General features: G+C 35.7%; 16 protein-coding genes. 7 read left to right on the top strand and 9 right to left on the bottom strand.

The window, feature by feature from the left end; translation table 11 throughout:
• Positions 1-91 precede the first annotated feature (91 nt).
• The 3 genes from gyrB to CSE_RS02990 are packed head-to-tail and all read left to right on the top strand — an operon-like array spanning position 92 to position 5503.
• Positions 92-2041 carry a DNA topoisomerase (ATP-hydrolyzing) subunit B gene (gene gyrB, locus CSE_RS03000; RefSeq protein ID WP_014453169.1) on the top strand — a complete coding sequence of 650 codons (1950 nt, stop codon included), beginning with the start codon at positions 92-94 and terminating at the stop codon, positions 2039-2041.
• An 8-nt stretch (positions 2042-2049) separates the two neighbouring features.
• On the top strand, positions 2050-4485 hold the full coding sequence (gene gyrA / locus CSE_RS02995) for a DNA gyrase subunit A (protein ID WP_014453168.1): 2436 nt from the start codon (positions 2050-2052) through the stop codon (positions 4483-4485).
• A 1-nt stretch (position 4486) separates the two neighbouring features.
• Positions 4487-5503: an AI-2E family transporter gene (locus CSE_RS02990; protein ID WP_014453167.1), complete on the top strand. Its 1017-nt coding sequence runs from the start codon at positions 4487-4489 to the stop codon at positions 5501-5503.
• A 6-nt stretch (positions 5504-5509) separates the two neighbouring features.
• Here CSE_RS02990 and CSE_RS02985 read toward each other — a convergent pair whose 3' ends face one another.
• Positions 5510-6514 (bottom strand): DUF5666 domain-containing protein, encoded by a 1005-nt coding sequence (locus CSE_RS02985; RefSeq protein ID WP_014453166.1) that lies wholly within the window; start codon positions 6512-6514, stop codon positions 5510-5512.
• 288 nt (positions 6515-6802) lie between these two features.
• Here CSE_RS02985 and CSE_RS02980 point away from each other — a divergent pair, with 288 nt between their 5' ends.
• The 4 genes from CSE_RS02980 to surE are packed head-to-tail and all read left to right on the top strand — an operon-like array spanning position 6803 to position 10597.
• Positions 6803-7684 (top strand): asparagine synthetase A, encoded by an 882-nt coding sequence (locus CSE_RS02980; RefSeq protein WP_014453165.1) that lies wholly within the window; start codon positions 6803-6805, stop codon positions 7682-7684.
• A gap of 52 nt (positions 7685-7736) precedes the next feature.
• Complete coding sequence (locus tag CSE_RS02975; protein ID WP_014453164.1) at positions 7737-9062, top strand: glutamine synthetase family protein; 1326 nt, start codon at positions 7737-7739, stop codon at positions 9060-9062.
• A 39-nt stretch (positions 9063-9101) separates the two neighbouring features.
• Positions 9102-9821: a glycosyltransferase gene (locus CSE_RS02970; protein ID WP_014453163.1), complete on the top strand. Its 720-nt coding sequence runs from the start codon at positions 9102-9104 to the stop codon at positions 9819-9821.
• The gene (surE, locus tag CSE_RS02965; protein ID WP_014453162.1) at positions 9818-10597 is read left to right on the top strand and encodes a 5'/3'-nucleotidase SurE; all 780 of its coding nucleotides are present in this window, start codon (positions 9818-9820) and stop codon (positions 10595-10597) included. Before CSE_RS02970 ends, surE begins: the two co-directional genes overlap by 4 nt.
• A 64-nt stretch (positions 10598-10661) precedes the next feature.
• Here the strand turns inward: surE and htpX are convergent, their stop codons facing one another.
• From htpX to CSE_RS02925, 8 genes are read right to left on the bottom strand one after another with little or no spacing between them, the layout of a single operon-like run.
• Positions 10662-11561, bottom strand: a complete 900-nt coding sequence (gene htpX, locus CSE_RS02960; protein ID WP_041726044.1) for a zinc metalloprotease HtpX — start codon at positions 11559-11561, stop codon at positions 10662-10664.
• 25 nt (positions 11562-11586) lie between these two features.
• Positions 11587-12135, bottom strand: coding sequence for a LemA family protein (locus CSE_RS02955; RefSeq protein ID WP_014453160.1), 549 nt, complete (start codon positions 12133-12135; stop codon positions 11587-11589).
• 41 nt (positions 12136-12176) lie between these two features.
• Positions 12177-12689: a nitroreductase family protein gene (locus tag CSE_RS02950; protein WP_014453159.1), complete on the bottom strand. Its 513-nt coding sequence runs from the start codon at positions 12687-12689 to the stop codon at positions 12177-12179.
• Positions 12686-14137 (bottom strand): Asp-tRNA(Asn)/Glu-tRNA(Gln) amidotransferase subunit GatB, encoded by a 1452-nt coding sequence (gatB, locus tag CSE_RS02945; protein ID WP_014453158.1) that lies wholly within the window; start codon positions 14135-14137, stop codon positions 12686-12688. The genes CSE_RS02950 and gatB overlap by 4 nt, the downstream gene beginning before the upstream one ends.
• Positions 14130-15557: an Asp-tRNA(Asn)/Glu-tRNA(Gln) amidotransferase subunit GatA gene (gatA, locus tag CSE_RS02940; protein WP_014453157.1), complete on the bottom strand. Its 1428-nt coding sequence runs from the start codon at positions 15555-15557 to the stop codon at positions 14130-14132. The genes gatB and gatA overlap by 8 nt, the downstream gene beginning before the upstream one ends.
• A gap of 1 nt (position 15558) precedes the next feature.
• Positions 15559-15840, bottom strand: a complete 282-nt coding sequence (gatC, locus tag CSE_RS02935) for an Asp-tRNA(Asn)/Glu-tRNA(Gln) amidotransferase subunit GatC (protein WP_014453156.1) — start codon at positions 15838-15840, stop codon at positions 15559-15561.
• Between the two features lie 2 nt (positions 15841-15842).
• Positions 15843-17879: an NAD-dependent DNA ligase LigA gene (ligA, locus tag CSE_RS02930; protein WP_014453155.1), complete on the bottom strand. Its 2037-nt coding sequence runs from the start codon at positions 17877-17879 to the stop codon at positions 15843-15845.
• Between the two features lie 13 nt (positions 17880-17892).
• On the bottom strand, positions 17893-19068 hold the full coding sequence (locus tag CSE_RS02925; RefSeq protein WP_014453154.1) for a hypothetical protein: 1176 nt from the start codon (positions 19066-19068) through the stop codon (positions 17893-17895).
• Between the last annotated feature and the right edge of the window lie 52 nt (positions 19069-19120).

The following is a 19120-nucleotide window of genomic DNA, read 5'->3' as shown; positions in this document are numbered from 1 at the left end:
TGTTTGGCTCTTATTAAAAAAATTTAACTTAAATAAATTGAGATTTGGATTTTTTGCAATTTTTGATACAATAAATTGTTTGGAGGTAAATATGGACGAAAAAGAAAAGTTGAATAACAAGAATAAAAATGAAAAACCTGAAACAATTGAATATAACGCAGGAAGCTTGAAGGTCCTTGAAGGGCTTGAACATGTAAGAAAACGTCCTTCTATGTATATTGGTTCGACATCTGAATCTGGTCTTCATCACCTGGTCTTCGAAGTTGTAGATAATTCAATTGATGAAGCAATGGCAGGTTTCTGCACTGAGATAATCGTTAAGATGGGAAAAGACGGTTCAATTACTGTCATTGATAACGGACGTGGAATTCCAGTCGATGAGCACCCTGAACTTCATATATCTGGAGTTGAAGTTGCTCTTACTAAACTCAACGCAGGTGGAAAATTTGAGGGAAAGGTTTACCATGTTTCAGGAGGACTCCATGGCGTTGGTGTTTCCGTTGTTAATGCCTTATCAAAATATCTAAAAGTAAGAGTATTTAGAAACGGAAAAATTTATGAACAAGAATATGCAAAAGGAAAACCACTTTATTCTCTAAAAGAAGTTGGAAATTCTCTTTTTGAAAATACAGGCACAGAGATAACCTTCATTCCCGATGATACCATTTTTGAGACGGTAGAATTCAAGGAAGACATAATAAAAGAAAAACTAAAGGAATTGGCATATCTAAATAAGGGATTGAAAATTAAGTTCATAAATGAAAAGACAGGTGAGGAAAACATCTACGAATCAAAAGAAGGAATTGTCGAACTTGTTAAAGATATAAATAAAGGAGAACAAGTTATTCCTGAAAACCCTATTTATTTTAACTATGAAGAAGACCACTTCTTTTTAGAAATTGCGATGCAGTACAATTCTGGATTTTCTTCAGAAATACTCTCTTTTGTAAATAACATAAGGACAACAGAAGGTGGAACACACGAACTAGGGTTGAAACTTGCCTTAACAAAACTCCTCAATGACGAAGGCCTTCAACTTAAAATGATAAAAGATGAAGCATTGACATTTGATGATGTTAAAGAAGGGCTTACTGCCATAATTAATGTAAAGATGCTTGAGCCTCAATTTGAAGGACAGACAAAAACAAAATTGGGAAATGCCGAAGTAAAAAACAAAGTTTACAACATAGTAAAAACACAACTAACCCTTTACTTCGATAAGCATGTTGATGAACTCCAAAAAATTCTTAAAAAGGTTCTCCTTGCCCAATCAGCAAGAATTGCTGCAAAGAAAGCAAAAGAACTTGTTAGAAGAAAAGGGGCTTTGGATTTCTCAGGAAGGCTTCCCGGTAAACTTGCCGATTGTTCTCTTAATGATCCAGCACAAACTGAACTTTATATCGTTGAAGGAGAATCCGCTGGTGGAAGCGCGAAACAGGCAAGGGATAGGAAATTCCAAGCAGTCCTTCCCTTGAGAGGAAAGATTCTTAACGTTGAAAAAGTTAATATGGCACATGCCCTATCTTCTGAGGAGATTAAAAATCTCATAACCTCACTTGGATGCGGTGTGGGTGAAGATTTTAGAGAAGAGCATCTCAGATACCATAAAATCATAATAATGACTGATGCCGATGTTGATGGTGCGCACATAAGAACATTGCTTCTTACATTCTTCTTTAGATACATGAGACCTTTAATCGAAAAGGGGTATCTTTACATCGCACAACCACCGCTTTATAGAGTTTCTTACGATAAAGATGTAAGATATGCATATTCAGACGAAGAACTAAAGCACGTAATGGAACATATAAAAGACCCAAACAAGGCTGAAGTGCAGAGATACAAAGGTCTTGGAGAAATGGATCCTCAACAACTATGGGAAACAACAATGGACCCAACAAGAAGGATAATCAAAAGAGTAACAATAGAAGAAGCCGAACAAGCAGACAAACTCTTCGAACTTCTCATGGGAAGTGAAGTTCAACCGAGAAAAGAATTCATTATGAATCATGCAAAAGAAGTTGTTAATCTTGATATTTGAGGTGATGTATGTCAGATCTATTCCATGAAAAGGTTATAAACGTTCCGATTGAAGAAGAAGTTAAAAAATCGTATCTTGACTACTCAATGAGCGTTATCATTGGAAGAGCACTTCCAGATGTAAGAGATGGCCTTAAACCAGTTCATAGAAGAATTCTCTTTGCGATGAATGACCTTGGTTGTCTCCCAAATAAGCCATATAAGAAGAGTGCAAGAATCGTCGGAGAAGTGCTTGGTAAATACCATCCACACGGAGAATCATCTGTATATGATGCACTCGTAAGAATGGCACAGCCATTTTCCTTAAGGTACCCTCTCGTTGACGGACACGGAAACTTTGGGTCAATTGATGGAGATGTACCTGCTGCAATGCGATACACTGAGGCTCGCCTTGCTCCCATTGCGATGGAAATGCTTGAAGGCCTTGATGAAAACACGGTTGATTTTGTGCCAAACTTTGATAACACTCTTAAGGAACCTGTAGTGCTTCCTGCAAAGATACCAAATCTTCTTGTAAACGGTTCCTCTGGAATTGCAGTTGGAATGGCAACAAATATCCCACCTCACAACCTTAAAGAGGTTGTAGATGCTCTTGTTTATCTTATCGATACAGAAATTCTAAAAGGAACAGAGGTAACAACAGAAGAATTAAGACATTTCATAAAAGGCCCCGATTTTCCAACAGGTGCAACAATTCTTGATTCAAATGGAATAAAAGAATACTTCGAAACTGGAAAAGGATCAATTACAATAAGAGGAAAATACAAAATCGAAGAAGGCAAACACAAAAGAAAATATTTTGTAATTACCGAAATCCCGTACGAAGTGAACAAGGCTGAACTCGTTGAAGAGATTGCAAATCTTGCAAAAGAGAAAAAGATAAAAGGCGTTGAAGATATAAGAGACGAATCAGACAGAGAAGGTATTAGAATCGTTATAAAACTTTCAGAGGATGTAAAGCCTGAGATATTTGAAGCAGAACTCGTCAAATTTACAAGGTATGAAATAAAGTATGGCGTTATCCTTCTGGGTATTATCGATAACCAGCCAAAAATTTTTACACTCAAAGAACTGCTAAATGAGTTTTTAAGATTTAGAGGAGAGGTTTTAAGAAGGCAAACTCAGTTTAAACTCGAAAAAGCAAAGAAGAGTCTTGAAATCTTAAGTGGAATAAGAAAAGCAATTCTCAGTATTGATGTTATTATACCTCTCATAAAGGAATCAAAAGATAACGAAGAAGCAAGAAATAAACTAATGGCGTACCTTGAAATTTCTGAAGAGCAAGCAAGAGCAATTCTCGACATGAGACTTGCAAGATTAACAAGTTTAGAGGTTGAAAAAATTGATAGAGATATCAAAGAAACAGAAGAACTTATTAAGAATTTAAATGAAATACTCACAAACAAAGAGAGATTCTATAATGAAATTAAAGAAGACTTAAGGAGAATAGGAAACAAATTCGGAGATGCAAGAAAAACTGAAATTCAACGCTACTATAAATCAATCGATGAAGAGGAACTAATCCCAGATGAAAACATTATCGTAATTGTTACTCGTGGAGGATATCTCAAGAGAATGAGAGAAGATGTTTTCAAAGTGCAAAGACGTGGAGGAAAAGGCGTAATTGGACAGTCAGTTTCTCAAGAGGACTACCCAATTGAGATAATACCAACAACCCTTAAAAGCACAATGCTTTTCTTTACCAACATTGGTAAGGTGTATTCGCTTAGGGCGTTTGAAATACCCGAACTTGAGCGAACAGGTAAAGGCACACCAATTCATAGACTTCTAAAATTATTGCCTAACGAAAACATAAGCAAAGTTATATCCATTGAAAAGGACAATAAGATTAAGAGTTTGCTCTTTGTGACTCGAAAAGGCCTCGTAAAGAAGACAAAGATGGAAGAATTTGTTTATATTACGTCGGCAGGAAAAATTGCACTTAAACTTAAAGATGATGATGAACTTGAAACAGTTATACCCATTTTAGAGGAAAGCGATGTTATGATGATTTCGAACGCGGGGCTTGCAGTTAGATTTGATACAAATTCAGTTCGGGAAATGGGGCGAGCATCCTCAGGAGTAATAGGAATGAAAGTTAAGAATGGAGAATTTGTTGTCGACGCAGAGATACTTAAAGAAGAAGATAAAGTTATTCTTGTAACAGAAAAGGGATACGGAAAAATTTTAAGTGTAAAAGAAATACGGAAAACTAAAAGGGGAGCAAAAGGAGTAAAGTGCATCAAATTAAGCGAAAAAACAGGAAATCTTGTTGCAGTAAAGGTAATTCATGATGAAGAAAATTTATACTTGCTTTTAAAATCTGGAAATGTTATTAAAATAGAATTGAAAGATGTAAAAGAGTTGGGAAGAAATACAAGAGGCGTAATTCTTGTAAGATTTAAAGAAGGGGAGGACACAGTTTCAGCAATTGCATTAGAATAAAATGAACAAAGAAATTAAGAATGCACTTTTTACAAGTTTTGTTCTCGTTATCGCTGTAGTGCTTCTATATCTTTTATACCTTATTAAAGATGTAATCCCTTCGATTATTTTTGGGGCGGTGATTGCATACGTGCTTTTACCTATCACTAACACCCTCGAGAGGTTTAAACTGCCAAGGTCTCTTGCATCATTTCTAACACTTATACTTTTCTTCTTTTTGATAATGCTTCTTGGCTATTTTCTTGTGCCACTTATAGTTAAAGAACTGGTAGAATTAGCACATAAAATTCCAAACTTGCAAGAAAATATTTCTTCATTTTTTGAAAGTATCAGTAGGGCTCTTAACGCACAGGTTGAAAGCGGGCTCGTAAAAAATATAATCAACAATGCGACTTCTACACTCCAAAATGTTATACAAAATTTTATTACTAACTTTGCAAAAACTGCTGGATCAACGTTATCAAATATAGGTTCCCTTGTAATATCATTTTTGCTTGCCTATTTCTTTATGAAAGACTCAAAAGCACTCTATAGAATTACTCTCAGAAGATTTGACCCTAAGGTAAGAATAAAATTTAAACACTTCCTTGATAGAACAAATGAAGAAATGAGAGCATACTTTTCGACACTTGTTGTTATCTCTATTATTGTTGGATTTTTTATGGGACTTGGTAGTTTTATAGTGGGCGTAAAATTTTCTGTTTTTATAGGTGTAATTGATGCATTCTTAGAAATGCTACCTTATGTAGGTCCAACAATTGTTTTCTTAACTGGGGCACTATTATCACTTACTCAAGGATTTAAAACCTTCCTTGGCTTTATAATTGTTTTTTCTATAATAGAGGGGGTTTTAAGTAATGGAATTCTTCCTCACTTGGTTGGCGATAAGCTTAATGTGCCTCCAATAATAATCATTCTTATGATTACAATAGGGGGTGCAATTTTTGGACCACTTGGCGTACTCATTGCAACCCCCACTTTTCTTATCTTAAGAAATATACGATTAATTTTTAGTTAACCTGAACTATGGCTTTTTAGGTGTGGGGAATTTTATCTTAAACCTTATGATGTTTGAAATTTCAACAGTGCTTACGTCGGTATATTTTCCAAGAATAAGGATTTTATCGCCAATATTGAGATCTTCTATCTTTACTTTCCCTTTATAGTCTTCAGAAAATTTAAATGTAAGAAGTGGAACTTCTGTCAGTTTTATTGTTTTTGTTTCAAGGTCGATGAATGAAACAGTTCCAGCAATTGCAACTGCTGTATTTGGCTTAAAGGAAAGCACAACTATGGAAGTTGCAATATAATTACCCGTTGTTGAATCAAGTCTTATATGAATCTGAACTGGATCACCTACTTTTAAATCTCCTAAAGCAATTGTCCCTTTTCCGATTTTCTTTATCGAGGTCTTTTCATCTATGAAGATTTGATAATCAAAATCTTTAACTTTGACAAAGTTTGAACCAATTTCTGTTATGTAAGTGCGTATTTCGAACTCTTTTTGCCTTATTATCAGAATCTCTTTTGCAACATACACATCCTGCGAAAATGTACCGTGCACAATAACGGTGTCGTAAACTTTAAGTTCAGAAAAACTCACCAATTTTCCTCTGAGTCTTATTTTTGTAACGTTATTTACCAAAATCGTCTTTCCACTTACCACAATTGCATTCTGTGTGATTGAAGTTACGATTCCAGAAAGTGTAAAAGTCTTGGAGGGAGTCTCTCCGCTAAACAGAAGGACAAGTCTTGCAACAAGGTTCTTGTCAATTGTCTCGCACATTGCAATCGCATACATGCCTACCTTAATGTCGTTCATAGTAATCTGCTTTCCATTCAATCTTAAAACAGTATCATCTCGAATAGTAATAACCTTTTTATCAATAGTAATTGTGTTCGTTGAAATTGCGGTAATATTGCCTTTAATTACGTCAATTTTTGGTAAAGTAACCTTTGCTTCTGCCATTAGTGGTGCAAGTGTAGCAAGCAATAGCATTACTAATACAAAAATAATCAACTTTCTCATTCCCATCACCTCCACCATATAATATACTCTGCCTGTCGAAAATGTTACAAAAATAAAATTACATTAATTTTTCTTAACAATCGAAAATCCTATTGACAAAGATAAAAACTGTAATATAATACGTGCAAAATATGGAAAGGGTTAGATTAGCAGTAGCAATCAATAATAATAACATTAATAACTCGCCCGGCGCCGGTCGGTTTGGGTAGCTATTGCTAATCTTTACCCAGAGGCCGGCAAAAAAGCCGGCCTTTTTTAATTTAAAAATAAATTTTAAGGAGGTAAGCGTTGAAAAAAGAAGTTTTAGAAGTACAAAGTGAGGCAATCTTTAGAATGGGAGAGTTTTTAAGAAGTAGAGGGTTTGTCGAGATCTTACCTGTAATTATCTCTCCTTTAACAGACCCTTTGAATCATTCAGTCTACGATGCAAAAATCCCTTACAACGGTGGTTATTATTCCCTTACAAAGTCTATGATATTCCACAAGCAACTTGCCCTACGTGAGTATCCAAAAATTTTTATCTTTTCGCCAAATGTTCGCCTTGAAACTGAGGATAAGAAAAACTCAGGAAGGCATCTTATTGAGTTTGTTCAACTTGACCTTGAGGTAAAGGATGCAACTAGAGAAGATATTCTTGATTTAGTTGAAGACCTCATAATCTACACAATGCAAAAATTGGAAGAAAAATTTGGAGATTTCATAAAGAAACAAAATCCAAACTTTCACGTTCCAAAGAAGCCTTTCGAGAGAGTAAAATTTCTTGAGGCAAAAGAAAAATATGGAAATACCTTTGAAGCACAACTTTCAAAAGAAAAAACTGACCCGTTCTTCCTTATTGATATCCCTATTGAGGATAGAGAATTTTACGATAGGTTAAGCGATGACGGAAAAACGCTTGTGGATATGGATTTAATCTATCCATATGGATTTGGTGAAGGAATGTCTGGCGGAGAAAGAGAATACGAATTTGATAGGATTGTAAAAAGGATGCAGTTTAAAAACATGAATTTGCAAGATTGGGAATGGTACCTTGAAGAAGTAAAAAAAGGAATTCCAAGGTCTGCAGGTTGTGGCATTGGGATAGAAAGATTTTTAAGATTTGTGCTTAATCTTGAAAGCGTAAAGGATGCACGGCTTTTCGCAAAACTTCCAGGAGAAATCGCACTATAGTTTGAAGAATTTACAGCTTGTATATAATACTTATTAATTTATGGAGGCGCATATGACGAATATAAAAGAGATTTACAGAGAAGTTCACGAAAAGAAAATCGACCTAATTTGGCTTCAATTTACAGACATGCTTGGATTCCCAAAACTTGTTGAAATCTCATCAAAGATGCTTCCTAAGGCAATAGAAGATGGTGTTGCTTTTGATGGCTCATCAATAGAAGGCTTTGCACGAATAGAAGAATCGGATATGCTTCTTAAACTCAATCCTGAAACATTTTCAATTCTACCATGGACGATGCGTAATGATATAAAAATCGCAAAAATCGTTTGCGATGTTTATCTTGATGAGGATACCCCTTTTGATGGAGACCCGCGTTTTAGACTTAAAAAAGTCCTAAAAGAAGGCGAAGAAAAGGGATATTTCATGCAAAACGGAGTTGAAGAGGAATTTTTCCTTTTCAAACTTAAAGATGGCTCACCCTCAACAGAACTTGTAAGTATGGGAAGTTATTTTGAAATGCTTCCAGAGGACATTGGCGAAAAAACGAGAGCCTTAATTGCAAAAAATCTTGAAGAAATGGGCTTTGAAATAGAGGCATCTCACCATGAAGTATCACCCTCTCAACATGAAATTGATTTTAAATATGCAGATCCAATTTCAACTGCAGATAGAATTATAACCTTTAAAATTGCTGCAAAAACAATTGCACTGATGAACGGACTTTATGCAACCTTCATGCCAAAACCGATTTATGGAGTAAACGGCTCTGGAGCACACACAAATATATCCATCATAGATAAAAACGGAAAAAATCTTTTCTTTGATACTTCTAAAGAGTTTGGACTTTCTGACATTGCAAGGTATTTCATAGGAGGCATCTTTAAGCACATTGATGCAATTACAGCCATTGCAAATCCCACGGTTAACTCATATAAAAGAATTGTTCCTGGTTTCGAAGCACCAGTTTACGTATCGTGGGCAGTAAAAAATAGAAGTGCTCTTATTAGGGTGCCTCAAGCAGATGAAAAGACTAAACGTATTGAGTTTAGAAGCCCTGATCCCACCTCAAATCCATATTTACTTTTTGCGGTAGTTTTCAAAGCGGGTCTTGACGGAATTGAAAATAAAATAGAACCAGGAGATGCTGCAAACGACATAAATATATTTGAAGAAAATTTAAGATACCCAGGAAAATTTAAGACGCTTCCATCTACATTAAAAGAGGCAATTGAAGCACTAAAAAAAGATGAAGTAATTAAAGATGCATTAGGAAAAATAATAACAGAAAAATATATCGAAGCAAAAGAAAGAGAATGGGACGAATATAGGACAAGCGTTACAGATTGGGAAATTAAAAATATCCTGCCTCAGTACTAACGAGCTCAAAATTAATAAATTTGCTGTATAATAGAATGTATGGATGATAAAAAATTGCATAAATTCTCTATTGTAATTCCTGCGCATAATGAAGAGAACTACATTGAAGAGACGCTAAAGCATCTTCAAGATATTGACTATCCGACAGATACTTACGAAGTGATTGTCGTTGAAAATGGCTCAAACGACAGAACTTACGAGGTTGCAAAAAAATATGAGTGCAAAAATTTTAAAGTGTTTTCAATCAATCAAAAGGGAGTAGCCGTTGCAAGAAACTTTGGTGCAAAGCAGATAAGAAACGACACTGATTGGATTATATTTTTAGATGCAGATACACACCTTAAAAAAGGTTTTCTAAACGATTTAAATGATTTTCTTATTAAAAACGCCTCTAAAAATTATGTTGTTGGAACAACATCTTTGCTTCCGCAAAAAGATTCATTATATGCAAAACTATGGTTTAAGTTTTACGACATTGCTCATATATTACTTCATGCATCTCTTAGCATCCAAATAGTGAAAAAAGATGTATTTTACAAAGTTTGGTATGATGAAAATCTTCAATACACCGAAGACTGGAAAATGATGAAAAGTGCAGAGAAATTTGGAAAGTTCTTTTTCATGTGGACAAACAAGGTTTATACTTCAACAAGGCGTTTCGATAGTGTTGGATATACAAAACAACTTGTGCTATTCATATATTGGGGGATGTTGCCAGAAAAATATAAAAGGAGAATAAACTACGAGGTGATAAGATGAGAATACTCCTTGTAAATGATGATGGAATTTATGCAAAGGGGATTAGAGTGCTTGCAAATCATCTAAGAACTTTGGGGGAAGTTGTAGTTGTCGCACCGGACAGGCAAAAAAGTGCAGCAGGACATTCATTAACAATTAACGACGTTTTGCTTATTAAAGAAGTGGAAATAGAAGAAGGGTTTACAGGTATTGCAGTGGTAGATGGAACTCCAACAGATTGTGTCCTTGTGGGTGTGAAAGACTTAATGAAAGATGATCCTCCAGATTTCGTTGTTTCGGGAATAAATCATGGTGCAAACCTCGGAGGCGACATCCTTTATTCTGGCACAGTTGCAGGAGCACTTGAAGGGCTTGCAAACGGTTTTAAATCAATGGCAATTTCATTGGATGTGCATAGTGATGAAGGATATTTCGAAACAGCAGCGGTAGTTGCAACAAAAATTCTTCAAACACCAGAGTTGTTTGAAGGTATCGTAGAAGAACGTTCTATTCTCAATGTAAACGTCCCAAATGTGCCTCTTGATGAACTAAACGGATATAGAATTACACGTCAAGGAAAAACTCAGTACGAAAACTACCTTGAAAAATATGTAAATCCCCAAGGAAAAACATTCTACTGGATTGGAGGCGACAGACCACCTCATGAACTTGAAGAAGATACTGATTCTTTTGCTGTAGCAAATAAATATGTTTCAATAACTCCTATAAATATTGATTTAACAAACTATGCACTCATCGGAAAACTAAAAAAGATACTACCTAAATTGATGTTTTAAAAAACCAAAACAAGAATGGGGCTTCAAAAAGCCCCATTTAAATTTATAAAGAAACAAGTTATGATTACTGTATCACTAATGCTCTCAATCTTCTTATTCGCTCTTCGATTGGCGGGTGTGTTGCAAGAAGCTTTTCAACATTTCCAAAAGGATTTGAAATGAACATATGTGCAGTTGCATCACTTGCAACTTTCATAGGTCTCCCATATGAGCCAATTTTTTCAAGGGCACTTGCAAGAGCTTCAGGATCCCTAATAATATACGCCCCCGTTGCATCCGCAAGAAATTCTCTTTGCCTCGAAATGGCTGCCCTAATAAGAGCAACTATAATTGGTGCAAGGATTGATAATACAAGTCCAACAATTAGAATAATAGCAGAACCACTATTATCTCTATCGCGTTTTCTTCCACCAATACCCCACCACATACTTCTGAATAGCACGTCCCTTAAGATTAGGACAAGTCCTACAACGACTCCAATAACAGTCATTAGAAGAATATCTCTATTTCTAATGTGCGCCATCTCATGCGCAATAACTCCTTGTAATTCTTCTCGGTTAACCATTGAAAGAAGCCCCGTTGTTACGCATATTGCTGCATGATTTTGGTCTTTTCCTGTTGCGAATGCATTTGGTTGAGGTTCTTCCATTACGTAAACTTTTGGTTTAGCAATACCTGCAGCAAGGGCAACTTCTTCAACCACATTGTGTAGAACATAATACTCGTTAGGATCGGCAGGTCGTGCGTTAACCGAAGCAAGTGCAATTTTATCAGAATTTTCATAGGCGATCCAATTGTAGAGGAAAATAAAGGCGACAAGTATAACTATCCCAACACTTCCTCCGTTAAAATACCACACAAAGAAATAACCAATTGCAAATAAGATTAGCGAAAAAATCATCATAAACAAATATGTCTTTCTAACATTTTCAGATTGAAGATCATAAAGAGTTTTTCTTTCCATACGCATTACCTTCCAAACTTACATTCTAAAATTGGACCTTAACTGACCCTCTTGCTTCCTCCTCTATTGGGTAATATTCTTTAGGGGTTAAGTTCATAATTCTTGCAACAAACATATCAGGGATTCGTTGCTGCTTTGCATTGAACTGCATTACAATATCATTATAAAACTGTCTTGCAAATGCAATTTTATTCTCCGTGTTGGTTAGTTCTTCTTGAAGTTTAAGGAAGTTTTCATTTGCCTTTAATTGAGGATAGTTTTCAGCAACCGCAAAAAGAGTTTTTAAAGTAGCACTAATCTGGTTATTTGCATCTCCAATGTCCTTAACAGATGTTGCACCCATTGCTTTCGCTCTCAATTCACCAAGTTTCTCGAAAATTTCCTTTTCATGCGCTGCATAGCCTTTAACAGTTTCAACGAGATTTGGAATTAGATCGTATCTTCTTTTAAGTTGAACATCAATTTGAGCCCATGCATTCTCGACACGATTTTTAAGATTTATGAAACCATTGTAAGTTGCAACAAACCACAACACAAGCAAAACTACAATTGCTAAAATCACTATCAATACCATTTTGCACCTCCTAAACTATTATAACATAAATTGTGAAATTATTATGAAAATTTCTCAAAAGAAATAACCTCTTCGAAAGGCTTTCTATCCTTCTCAAAAACATTGCCGTTCTTAGGATAACCCAATGTTAAAATTGCACCAACCCTAACATTATGGGGAATATTAAGAAGTTTTTTAACTTCGCTTTCGTTAAATGCGCCAATCCAACAGGTACCCAAACCCAAATGCACCGCTTGTAAAGTCATGTGGTCAAGCGCAATACCCAAGTCAAGTATATTTGAATCATACCAACCACCCATAAGATAGCCTCTTTCGGTAATACATCCCACAATAAGAACTGGTGCTTCGCTTACAAACTTTTGATTTGCACAGTGAGAGGCCATTTTCTTTCGAGTTTCAGGGTCTCTTACTACAATAAATTTCCAGGGCTGGATATTGCACGCAGATGGTGCAAGGCGTCCTGCTTCAAGTACTTCTTTCAATTTTTCTTCTTCAACATCCTTGTTCTGATAACTTCTTACGGATCTTCTCTTTAAGATTGCTTCCAGAATCATAATTGATCACCTTGCCCCAATTTTGATAGTTCTTCATTCAAAATCTTATTAACAAGTTCTGGTTTACCTTTACCTTTAAGTTCTTTCATTGTTTGTCCCACCAAAAATCCAAAAACTTGTTTTTTCCCCGAAAGATACTGTGAAACTGGTGTTGGATTTTTCTTCAAAACTTCTATAACGACATTCCGTATCTGGTTCTCATCTGTAATTTGAATTAATCCTTTGCTTTCAACAATTTCCTTAACAGATAAACCTTTCTCAATGCTTTCTTCAATAACACCTTTTGCTATGTTTGTAGATATGAGACCGGAATCAAGATAATGGAAAAGTTCCTTAAATTCGTTTGTTCCAAATGTAAGACTATCAATATCTTTACCCCTCTTGTTTAGAAGACCAAGGATATTAACGAGGAAAAAGTTTGCAACCTCTATCGGATGGCCTACATTATCTACGATATTTTCGAAATAATCTGCATATTTTTTATTGTATGCAATTGTTCTTGCGTAATCTTCCTGAATACCCAGAGTTTCAATATACCTAATTGCCTTTTTATGAGGCAACTCTGGGATCTCCCTTTTTATTTCCGAAACAAACTCTTCGTCTAATACAAGCGGCGGAAGATCAGGCTCAGGAAAGTATCTATAATCGTTCAATTCTTCCTTCACTCTCATGGGTTTTGTTGTGCCCTCTTTTTCATCAAAATGACGGGTTTCTCTTATTATGCGTTCTCCACGTTCAATTGCATTTATTTGACGTTCAACTTCATAATCAATTGCACGTTTAACGCTTCTGAAAGAATTTAGGTTTTTAATCTCAACTTTCGTCCCTTTGTTCTCATTTTTTGATACAGATACATTTACATCACATCTGAGAGCACCTTTTTCCATATCCCCCGAGGAAACGCCAAGATACCTTACTATACTTCTCAAAAGTGTTAAGAATTCGTATGCTTCGTCTCCTGATTCAAAATCAGGATAGGTGACGATTTCCATAAGTGGGACACCTGATCTATTAAAATCAATAAAAGAATACTCAGATTCTGTTATATCGCCTATGTGGATTGATTTTCCGGAATCCTCCTCAATGTGACCTCTTTCAATTCTTATTGTTTTAATTTTTCCTTCCATTGGAATTTCAAGAAAGCCATTAAATCCAAGAGGAAGTGAATACTGCGTTATTTGGTATCCTTTCGGCAAATCAGGATAGAAGTAATTTTTTCTATAAAACGTTGAGGTAAGATTTATCTCCATATTTAGAGCATGAGCAAGTTTTATACCATATTTAACGGCTTCTTTATTAATAACTGGAAGCGCTCCTGGAAGTCCAAGGCATACAGGACACACATGGGTATTAGGCGGATCTCCAAATTCGGTTGAACAACTACAAAACATCTTGGATTTCGTTGCAAGTTGAATGTGGATTTCAAGACCTATTGTTGGCTTATACATGCTCTGCCTCCTCTTGTAGAACATAAGCAGTATTAAGAAGTTCTTCCTCTTTGAACCACTTTCCAATAATTTGGATTCCTATTGGAAGTCCCTTTTCATCCGTGCCAAATGGAACAGATATTGCAGGAAGATAAGAAAGATTTACAGGAATTGTAAACACATCACTTAGATACATTTCAAGTGGTGTTGCTTTTTCTCCAAACTTGAATGCAGTAGTAGGAGAAGTTGGCGTAAGAATTGCATCACAAATCTCAAATGCCTTCTTAAATTCTTCAAAAATTATCCGCCTTACTTTTGATGCTTTTAAGTAATACTGGTCATAATAACCCTCAGAAAGAGCAAACGTACCTATAAGTATTCTCCTTTTCACTTCACGCCCAAAACCTCTTGTACGTGTATCTTCGTAAATGTCTCTGAGATTATCACCAATGCCTTCAAAACCATATCGCACACCGTCATAACGAGCAAGGTTTGCAGATGCTTCTGATGGTGCAACAAGATAGTAAACAGAAAGTGCATACTTAATGTGTGGTATTGAAATTTCGACAATTTCTGCACCGTTTTTGTTAAATACCTCTAAAGATTCCTTAAAAGCCTTTTCTACTTCAGGTTGAACTTTAAAATCTTGTATTTCTTTTATTACACCTATCTTTTTCCCTTTTATATCTCCTGTAAGATATTTTTCGAAATTTAAAACAGGCACCTGTGCTGTCGTAGAATCATGAATATCGAATCCTGAAATAACCGACAAGGTTGTTGCAACATCCTCAACACTTTTTCCAATTGGCCCAATTACGTCAAGAGATGAGCCAAATGCAACAAGCCCATACCTTGAAACTCTTCCATAGGTTGGTTTAAGCCCAACAACACCACAGAACGATGCAGGTTGCCTAACTGAACCACCCGTATCTGATCCAAGCGCAACGGGAACCTCGTTTGCTTTAACTGCCGCAGCAGATCCTCCCGATGAACCACCAGGGACATACTCTAAATTAACAGGATTCCTGGTTTTAAAGAAGGCAGAGTTTTCGGTTGATGATCCCATTGCAAACTCGTCAAGGTTTGTTTTACCAATTATTATTGCACCTTCTTTTTCTATCTTTTCAATAACGGTTGCACTAAAAGGGGCAATGTATCCTTTTAGAATTTTAGAACCTGCTGTAAGTTCAAAGCCTTTAATAGAAATGTTGTCTTTTATAGCAACAGGAACTCCTAAAAGTAAGCCTTCTTTTTGAGGATTTTCATCGATCTTTTCGGCCTTTTTCAGCGCATAATCATAGAATACGTTTAAGAAAGCCTTAATATCACCATCAAGTTTATCGATATTACTTAGAAATACTTGGACTACTTCTTTTGCCTTCAATTCTTTTGACTTGATCTTAGAAACAATTTGAGAAACCTTTAATTCTGTTATCTCCATTCTACTCTCCTATAATTCTCTTTACTCTGAAAAAACCATCGCCAAAGAGTTCCCTTAACTGTTCAAGATCTTTTAAATGTAATCCATCTTTTACAATGTCATCTCTCAAAAATAATTCTATCTTTTCGCCATATACCATCGGTTCAACGCCTTCAGTATCTACTTCTTTCAAGTTTTCAAAGTAACCAATTATTTCTTCAAGGTCTTTGAGTATCGCTTCTTTTTCACTTTCATCAAGTTTTAGGGCTGAAAGTTTTTCAATCCTTTCAAGATCAATTTTCATAATCACTTTCCTCCGTATCCGATCATTTTTTTAAATTCATCCTCATTGATTATCTTTATGCCAAGTTTTTGAGCCTTTTCCAGTTTTGAACCTGGATCCTCTCCTACGACAAGGTAATCAACTTTCTTACTTATAGTATCAGAAACGCTTCCACCAAGGCTTTCAACAATTTTACCTGCTTCACTTCTCGTGAACTCTTTAAGTGCACCAGTAAAAACGAATGTGAGACCTTTTAACGGACCAACATTCTCCTTTTCTTTTGGTACCTCTTTTGTGTTAACGCCTGCCTTGATGAGTTTATCAATGACCATTCTATTTCCTGAAGATTCAAAAAATTCTACAATCGACTTCGCTGTTACAGGACCAATTCCCTCAATTTGTAAAATATCTTCAATTTTTGCATTCATAAGATTTTCAAGTGATTTAAAATGTTCTGCAAGGAGTTCTGCGGTTCTCTTCCCAACATTAAAAATACCAAGTGCATATATGAGATTTGCCAATGGTCTCGATTTACTTTCCTCAATGTTTCGTAAGATCTTTTCTGCAAGCACCGGTCCCATTCTTTCAAGAGTAAGAAGTTTTTCTTTTGGTATGTAGTATAGATCGCCATAATCTGTAACAAGGCCTCTATCAACCATTTGATCTACAAGTTTCTCACCAATTGATTCTATATCCATTGCATCTCTTGAAACGAAGTGAATTATACGCTCTTTAACCTGCGCAGGACATCGGACATTAGGACAACGAGTTACTGCAAAACCCTCTTCCCTTATAAGAGGACCACCGCATACAGGACATCTATCAGGCATTTTGAATGTAATTTCATCTCCTTTTCTTTTTTCTTTCACAACTCTTACAACCTCAGGGATCACAGACCCTGCCTTGTGAACAATTACATGATCGCCAACACGGATATCAAGCGCTTTTGCAATATCTTCATTATGGAGAGAGGCTCTTGAAACAATAGATCCATCAATCTCCACGGGTTCAAATATCGCAACGGGGGTTACTGCACCAGTTCTTCCAACGCTAAAAATAATATCTTTAACAATAGTTTCAGCCTCTTCTGCAGGAAACTTATATGCAATTGCCCAACGTGGCTCGTGAGATGTTGCTCCTAATCTCTTCTGCAATTCAATATCATTTACTTTCACAACAATACCATCAGCGCCAAAGGGAAATGAATCTCTAATTGCTGTGAGCCTCTTAACTTCTACAATCACGCTTTCAATATCTCTATGTACCTTTACTTCTGGACTAATTCTAAAACCGATTTTATTGAGGTATTGTAATAGTTCAAACTGAGTTTTAAATTCGACACCAACAACTTCCCCTACACCATAGGCAATCATATGGAGTTTTCTCTCTGCTGTTATCCTTGAATCAAGTTGTCTAATTGAACCTGCAGCAGCATTTCTTGGATTTGCAAAAGGAGGTTCGCCTTTTTGAATCCTTTCATTATTAAGTTTTTCAAAGTCTTCTTTATACATTATTACTTCCCCACGCACTTCAATTACAGGTGGGGGATTATCTATTAAAAGCCTTAGAGGAACGCCCCTTACCGTTTTAACATTAGGGGTAACATCCTCACCTCTTACCCCATCACCTCGAGTTGCACCCCTAACTAAGATTCCATTTTCATATCTTATTGATATTGCAAGACCATCCATCTTTAGCTCCGTCTCGTACTCAATTTTGGACAATCCAGACTCTCTTTTTACTCTTCTGTCAAACTCCATTAAATCTTCATCATTGAATGCGTTACCAAGCGAAAGCATTGGAACACTATGTATAACTTCGGGAAACTCGTCAAGAGGTGGCGCTCCAACTTTCTGTGACGGTGAATCAGGTGTAATCAAATCTGGAAATCGCTCTTCTATTGCAAGCAATTCTTGAAATAGTCTGTCATATTCTGCATCGGTAATTTCTGGAGAATCAAGCACATAATAACGATAATTATGATAGTTTATTATATCCCTTAATTCTTTAAGCCTTTTTTCTGCTTGCTCTCGTGTTAGATGAGAAACGTCAATTTTCATTCTACCCACCTCCTTATCTTGTAAGAAGCTTTATATCCACCCCCTCAATTATATAAACATTTTGTGAATTCGAAGAAACTAAAAAGACGGGATTGTCTATTGAAAAGGCTTTTATGAAACGACCTATTTCCCGATCACTTGAATCCTTAACAATTACTTGATAAAAAACTGTCCCTTGTTGATTGATATTTTTATAAACGTATGCACGAACCTGGGATCCTTCAAGATACTCAAAAGGAGTAAAGTCAACTTTTGGAACGCTATTTAAAAGGTTTCCTCTTGTATCGTAAAAGTAAAAGCCAGATGCCGCTGAAAACACCACCCTATTATTACCAACAAAAACATTATTGATACTTGAATCAAAACTCGTTTTTGTAAGCATTGAAAGTGAATTATTATAAAAATACACAGGAAGCGTTACATTAATATTTCTACTATTTTGGCTTTGATCTGTTGTTATTAATGTTTTATACCCAACAACAATATTTCCACCTGCGAAATAACCAAAAACGTTGCTTATGGAACTTGTTTGTTTTTCTGTAATTGATGTTTTTGCCGCAATTCTCGAGCCATCAAGAAGATAAATATCTCCACTTTCTAAAACGAATATTGCATTACCAGATGCATCAATTGATATTTGTGAGTTTTGCCCCATATCCGGCACTGTATCTTTCGTGAGAATCCTACCGTTCGAATCAACGGTTACAATCAAATAAGAAAGATCTTTAAGAGACTGGAAAAGAAGTTTTGTATTTCCATTATTCAAAAATGCCACATAAGGATCTCTTGGAATAAAATTATCAAAACCAAGACTATAGAGTTCTTTAAAGTTTCTATCTAACAAATGAAACTTAACGCCTGCAACACATATTGAACCATCTTTTGGATTTACTACAAGCCCAAAAATTTTATCGTCAATCTTTTTTGAGAACTTTGTATTGCCTTCGGCATCAAAAAGAGCAACATAACCTTGGGAATTACCTATGAGTACTCCATTTTGATAAGAGACAGCAGTTGTAGGTGGTTCTTGAAGAGTTTTTATAGTTTTCTCACTAAACACAATTTGTTTAATAAAAAAGAGCCTGTAGATTATTAAACCTGCGAAGACAAGGATTAAAATAACAGAAAAGATAATGAACAACTGAAATTTAGAAATCTTCTTAACTTGCTTTTTGTTTTTGTTCTTCATGTTTCAATTGTATGTGAATTTCCTTTTTAGTCAAGATGTGGACTTAATTGCT

Origin of the sequence: Caldisericum exile AZM16c01 (assembly GCF_000284335.1) — a bacterium.
Classification (GTDB): Bacteria; Caldisericota; Caldisericia; order Caldisericales; family Caldisericaceae; genus Caldisericum; species Caldisericum exile.
The sequence above is the reverse complement of the archived record's forward strand: the minus strand, read 5'-3'. Positions and strand labels throughout refer to the sequence as shown.

Coding starts and splice junctions, on each gene's coding strand:
- gyrB (WP_014453169.1), top strand. CDS start 92: ATGGACGAAAAAGAAAAGTTGAATAACAAGAATAAAAATGAAAAACCT.
- gyrA (WP_014453168.1), top strand. CDS start 2,050: ATGTCAGATCTATTCCATGAAAAGGTTATAAACGTTCCGATTGAAGAA.
- CSE_RS02990 (WP_014453167.1), top strand. CDS start 4,487: ATGAACAAAGAAATTAAGAATGCACTTTTTACAAGTTTTGTTCTCGTT.
- CSE_RS02985 (WP_014453166.1), bottom strand. CDS start 6,514: ATGAGAAAGTTGATTATTTTTGTATTAGTAATGCTATTGCTTGCTACA.
- CSE_RS02975 (WP_014453164.1), top strand. CDS start 7,737: ATGACGAATATAAAAGAGATTTACAGAGAAGTTCACGAAAAGAAAATC.
- CSE_RS02970 (WP_014453163.1), top strand. CDS start 9,102: ATGGATGATAAAAAATTGCATAAATTCTCTATTGTAATTCCTGCGCAT.
- surE (WP_014453162.1), top strand. CDS start 9,818: ATGAGAATACTCCTTGTAAATGATGATGGAATTTATGCAAAGGGGATT.
- htpX (WP_041726044.1), bottom strand. CDS start 11,561: ATGGAAAGAAAAACTCTTTATGATCTTCAATCTGAAAATGTTAGAAAG.
- CSE_RS02955 (WP_014453160.1), bottom strand. CDS start 12,135: ATGGTATTGATAGTGATTTTAGCAATTGTAGTTTTGCTTGTGTTGTGG.
- CSE_RS02950 (WP_014453159.1), bottom strand. CDS start 12,689: ATGATTCTGGAAGCAATCTTAAAGAGAAGATCCGTAAGAAGTTATCAG.
- gatB (WP_014453158.1), bottom strand. CDS start 14,137: ATGTATAAGCCAACAATAGGTCTTGAAATCCACATTCAACTTGCAACG.
- gatA (WP_014453157.1), bottom strand. CDS start 15,557: ATGGAGATAACAGAATTAAAGGTTTCTCAAATTGTTTCTAAGATCAAG.
- gatC (WP_014453156.1), bottom strand. CDS start 15,840: ATGAAAATTGATCTTGAAAGGATTGAAAAACTTTCAGCCCTAAAACTT.
- ligA (WP_014453155.1), bottom strand. CDS start 17,879: ATGAAAATTGACGTTTCTCATCTAACACGAGAGCAAGCAGAAAAAAGG.
- CSE_RS02925 (WP_014453154.1), bottom strand. CDS start 19,068: ATGAAGAACAAAAACAAAAAGCAAGTTAAGAAGATTTCTAAATTTCAG.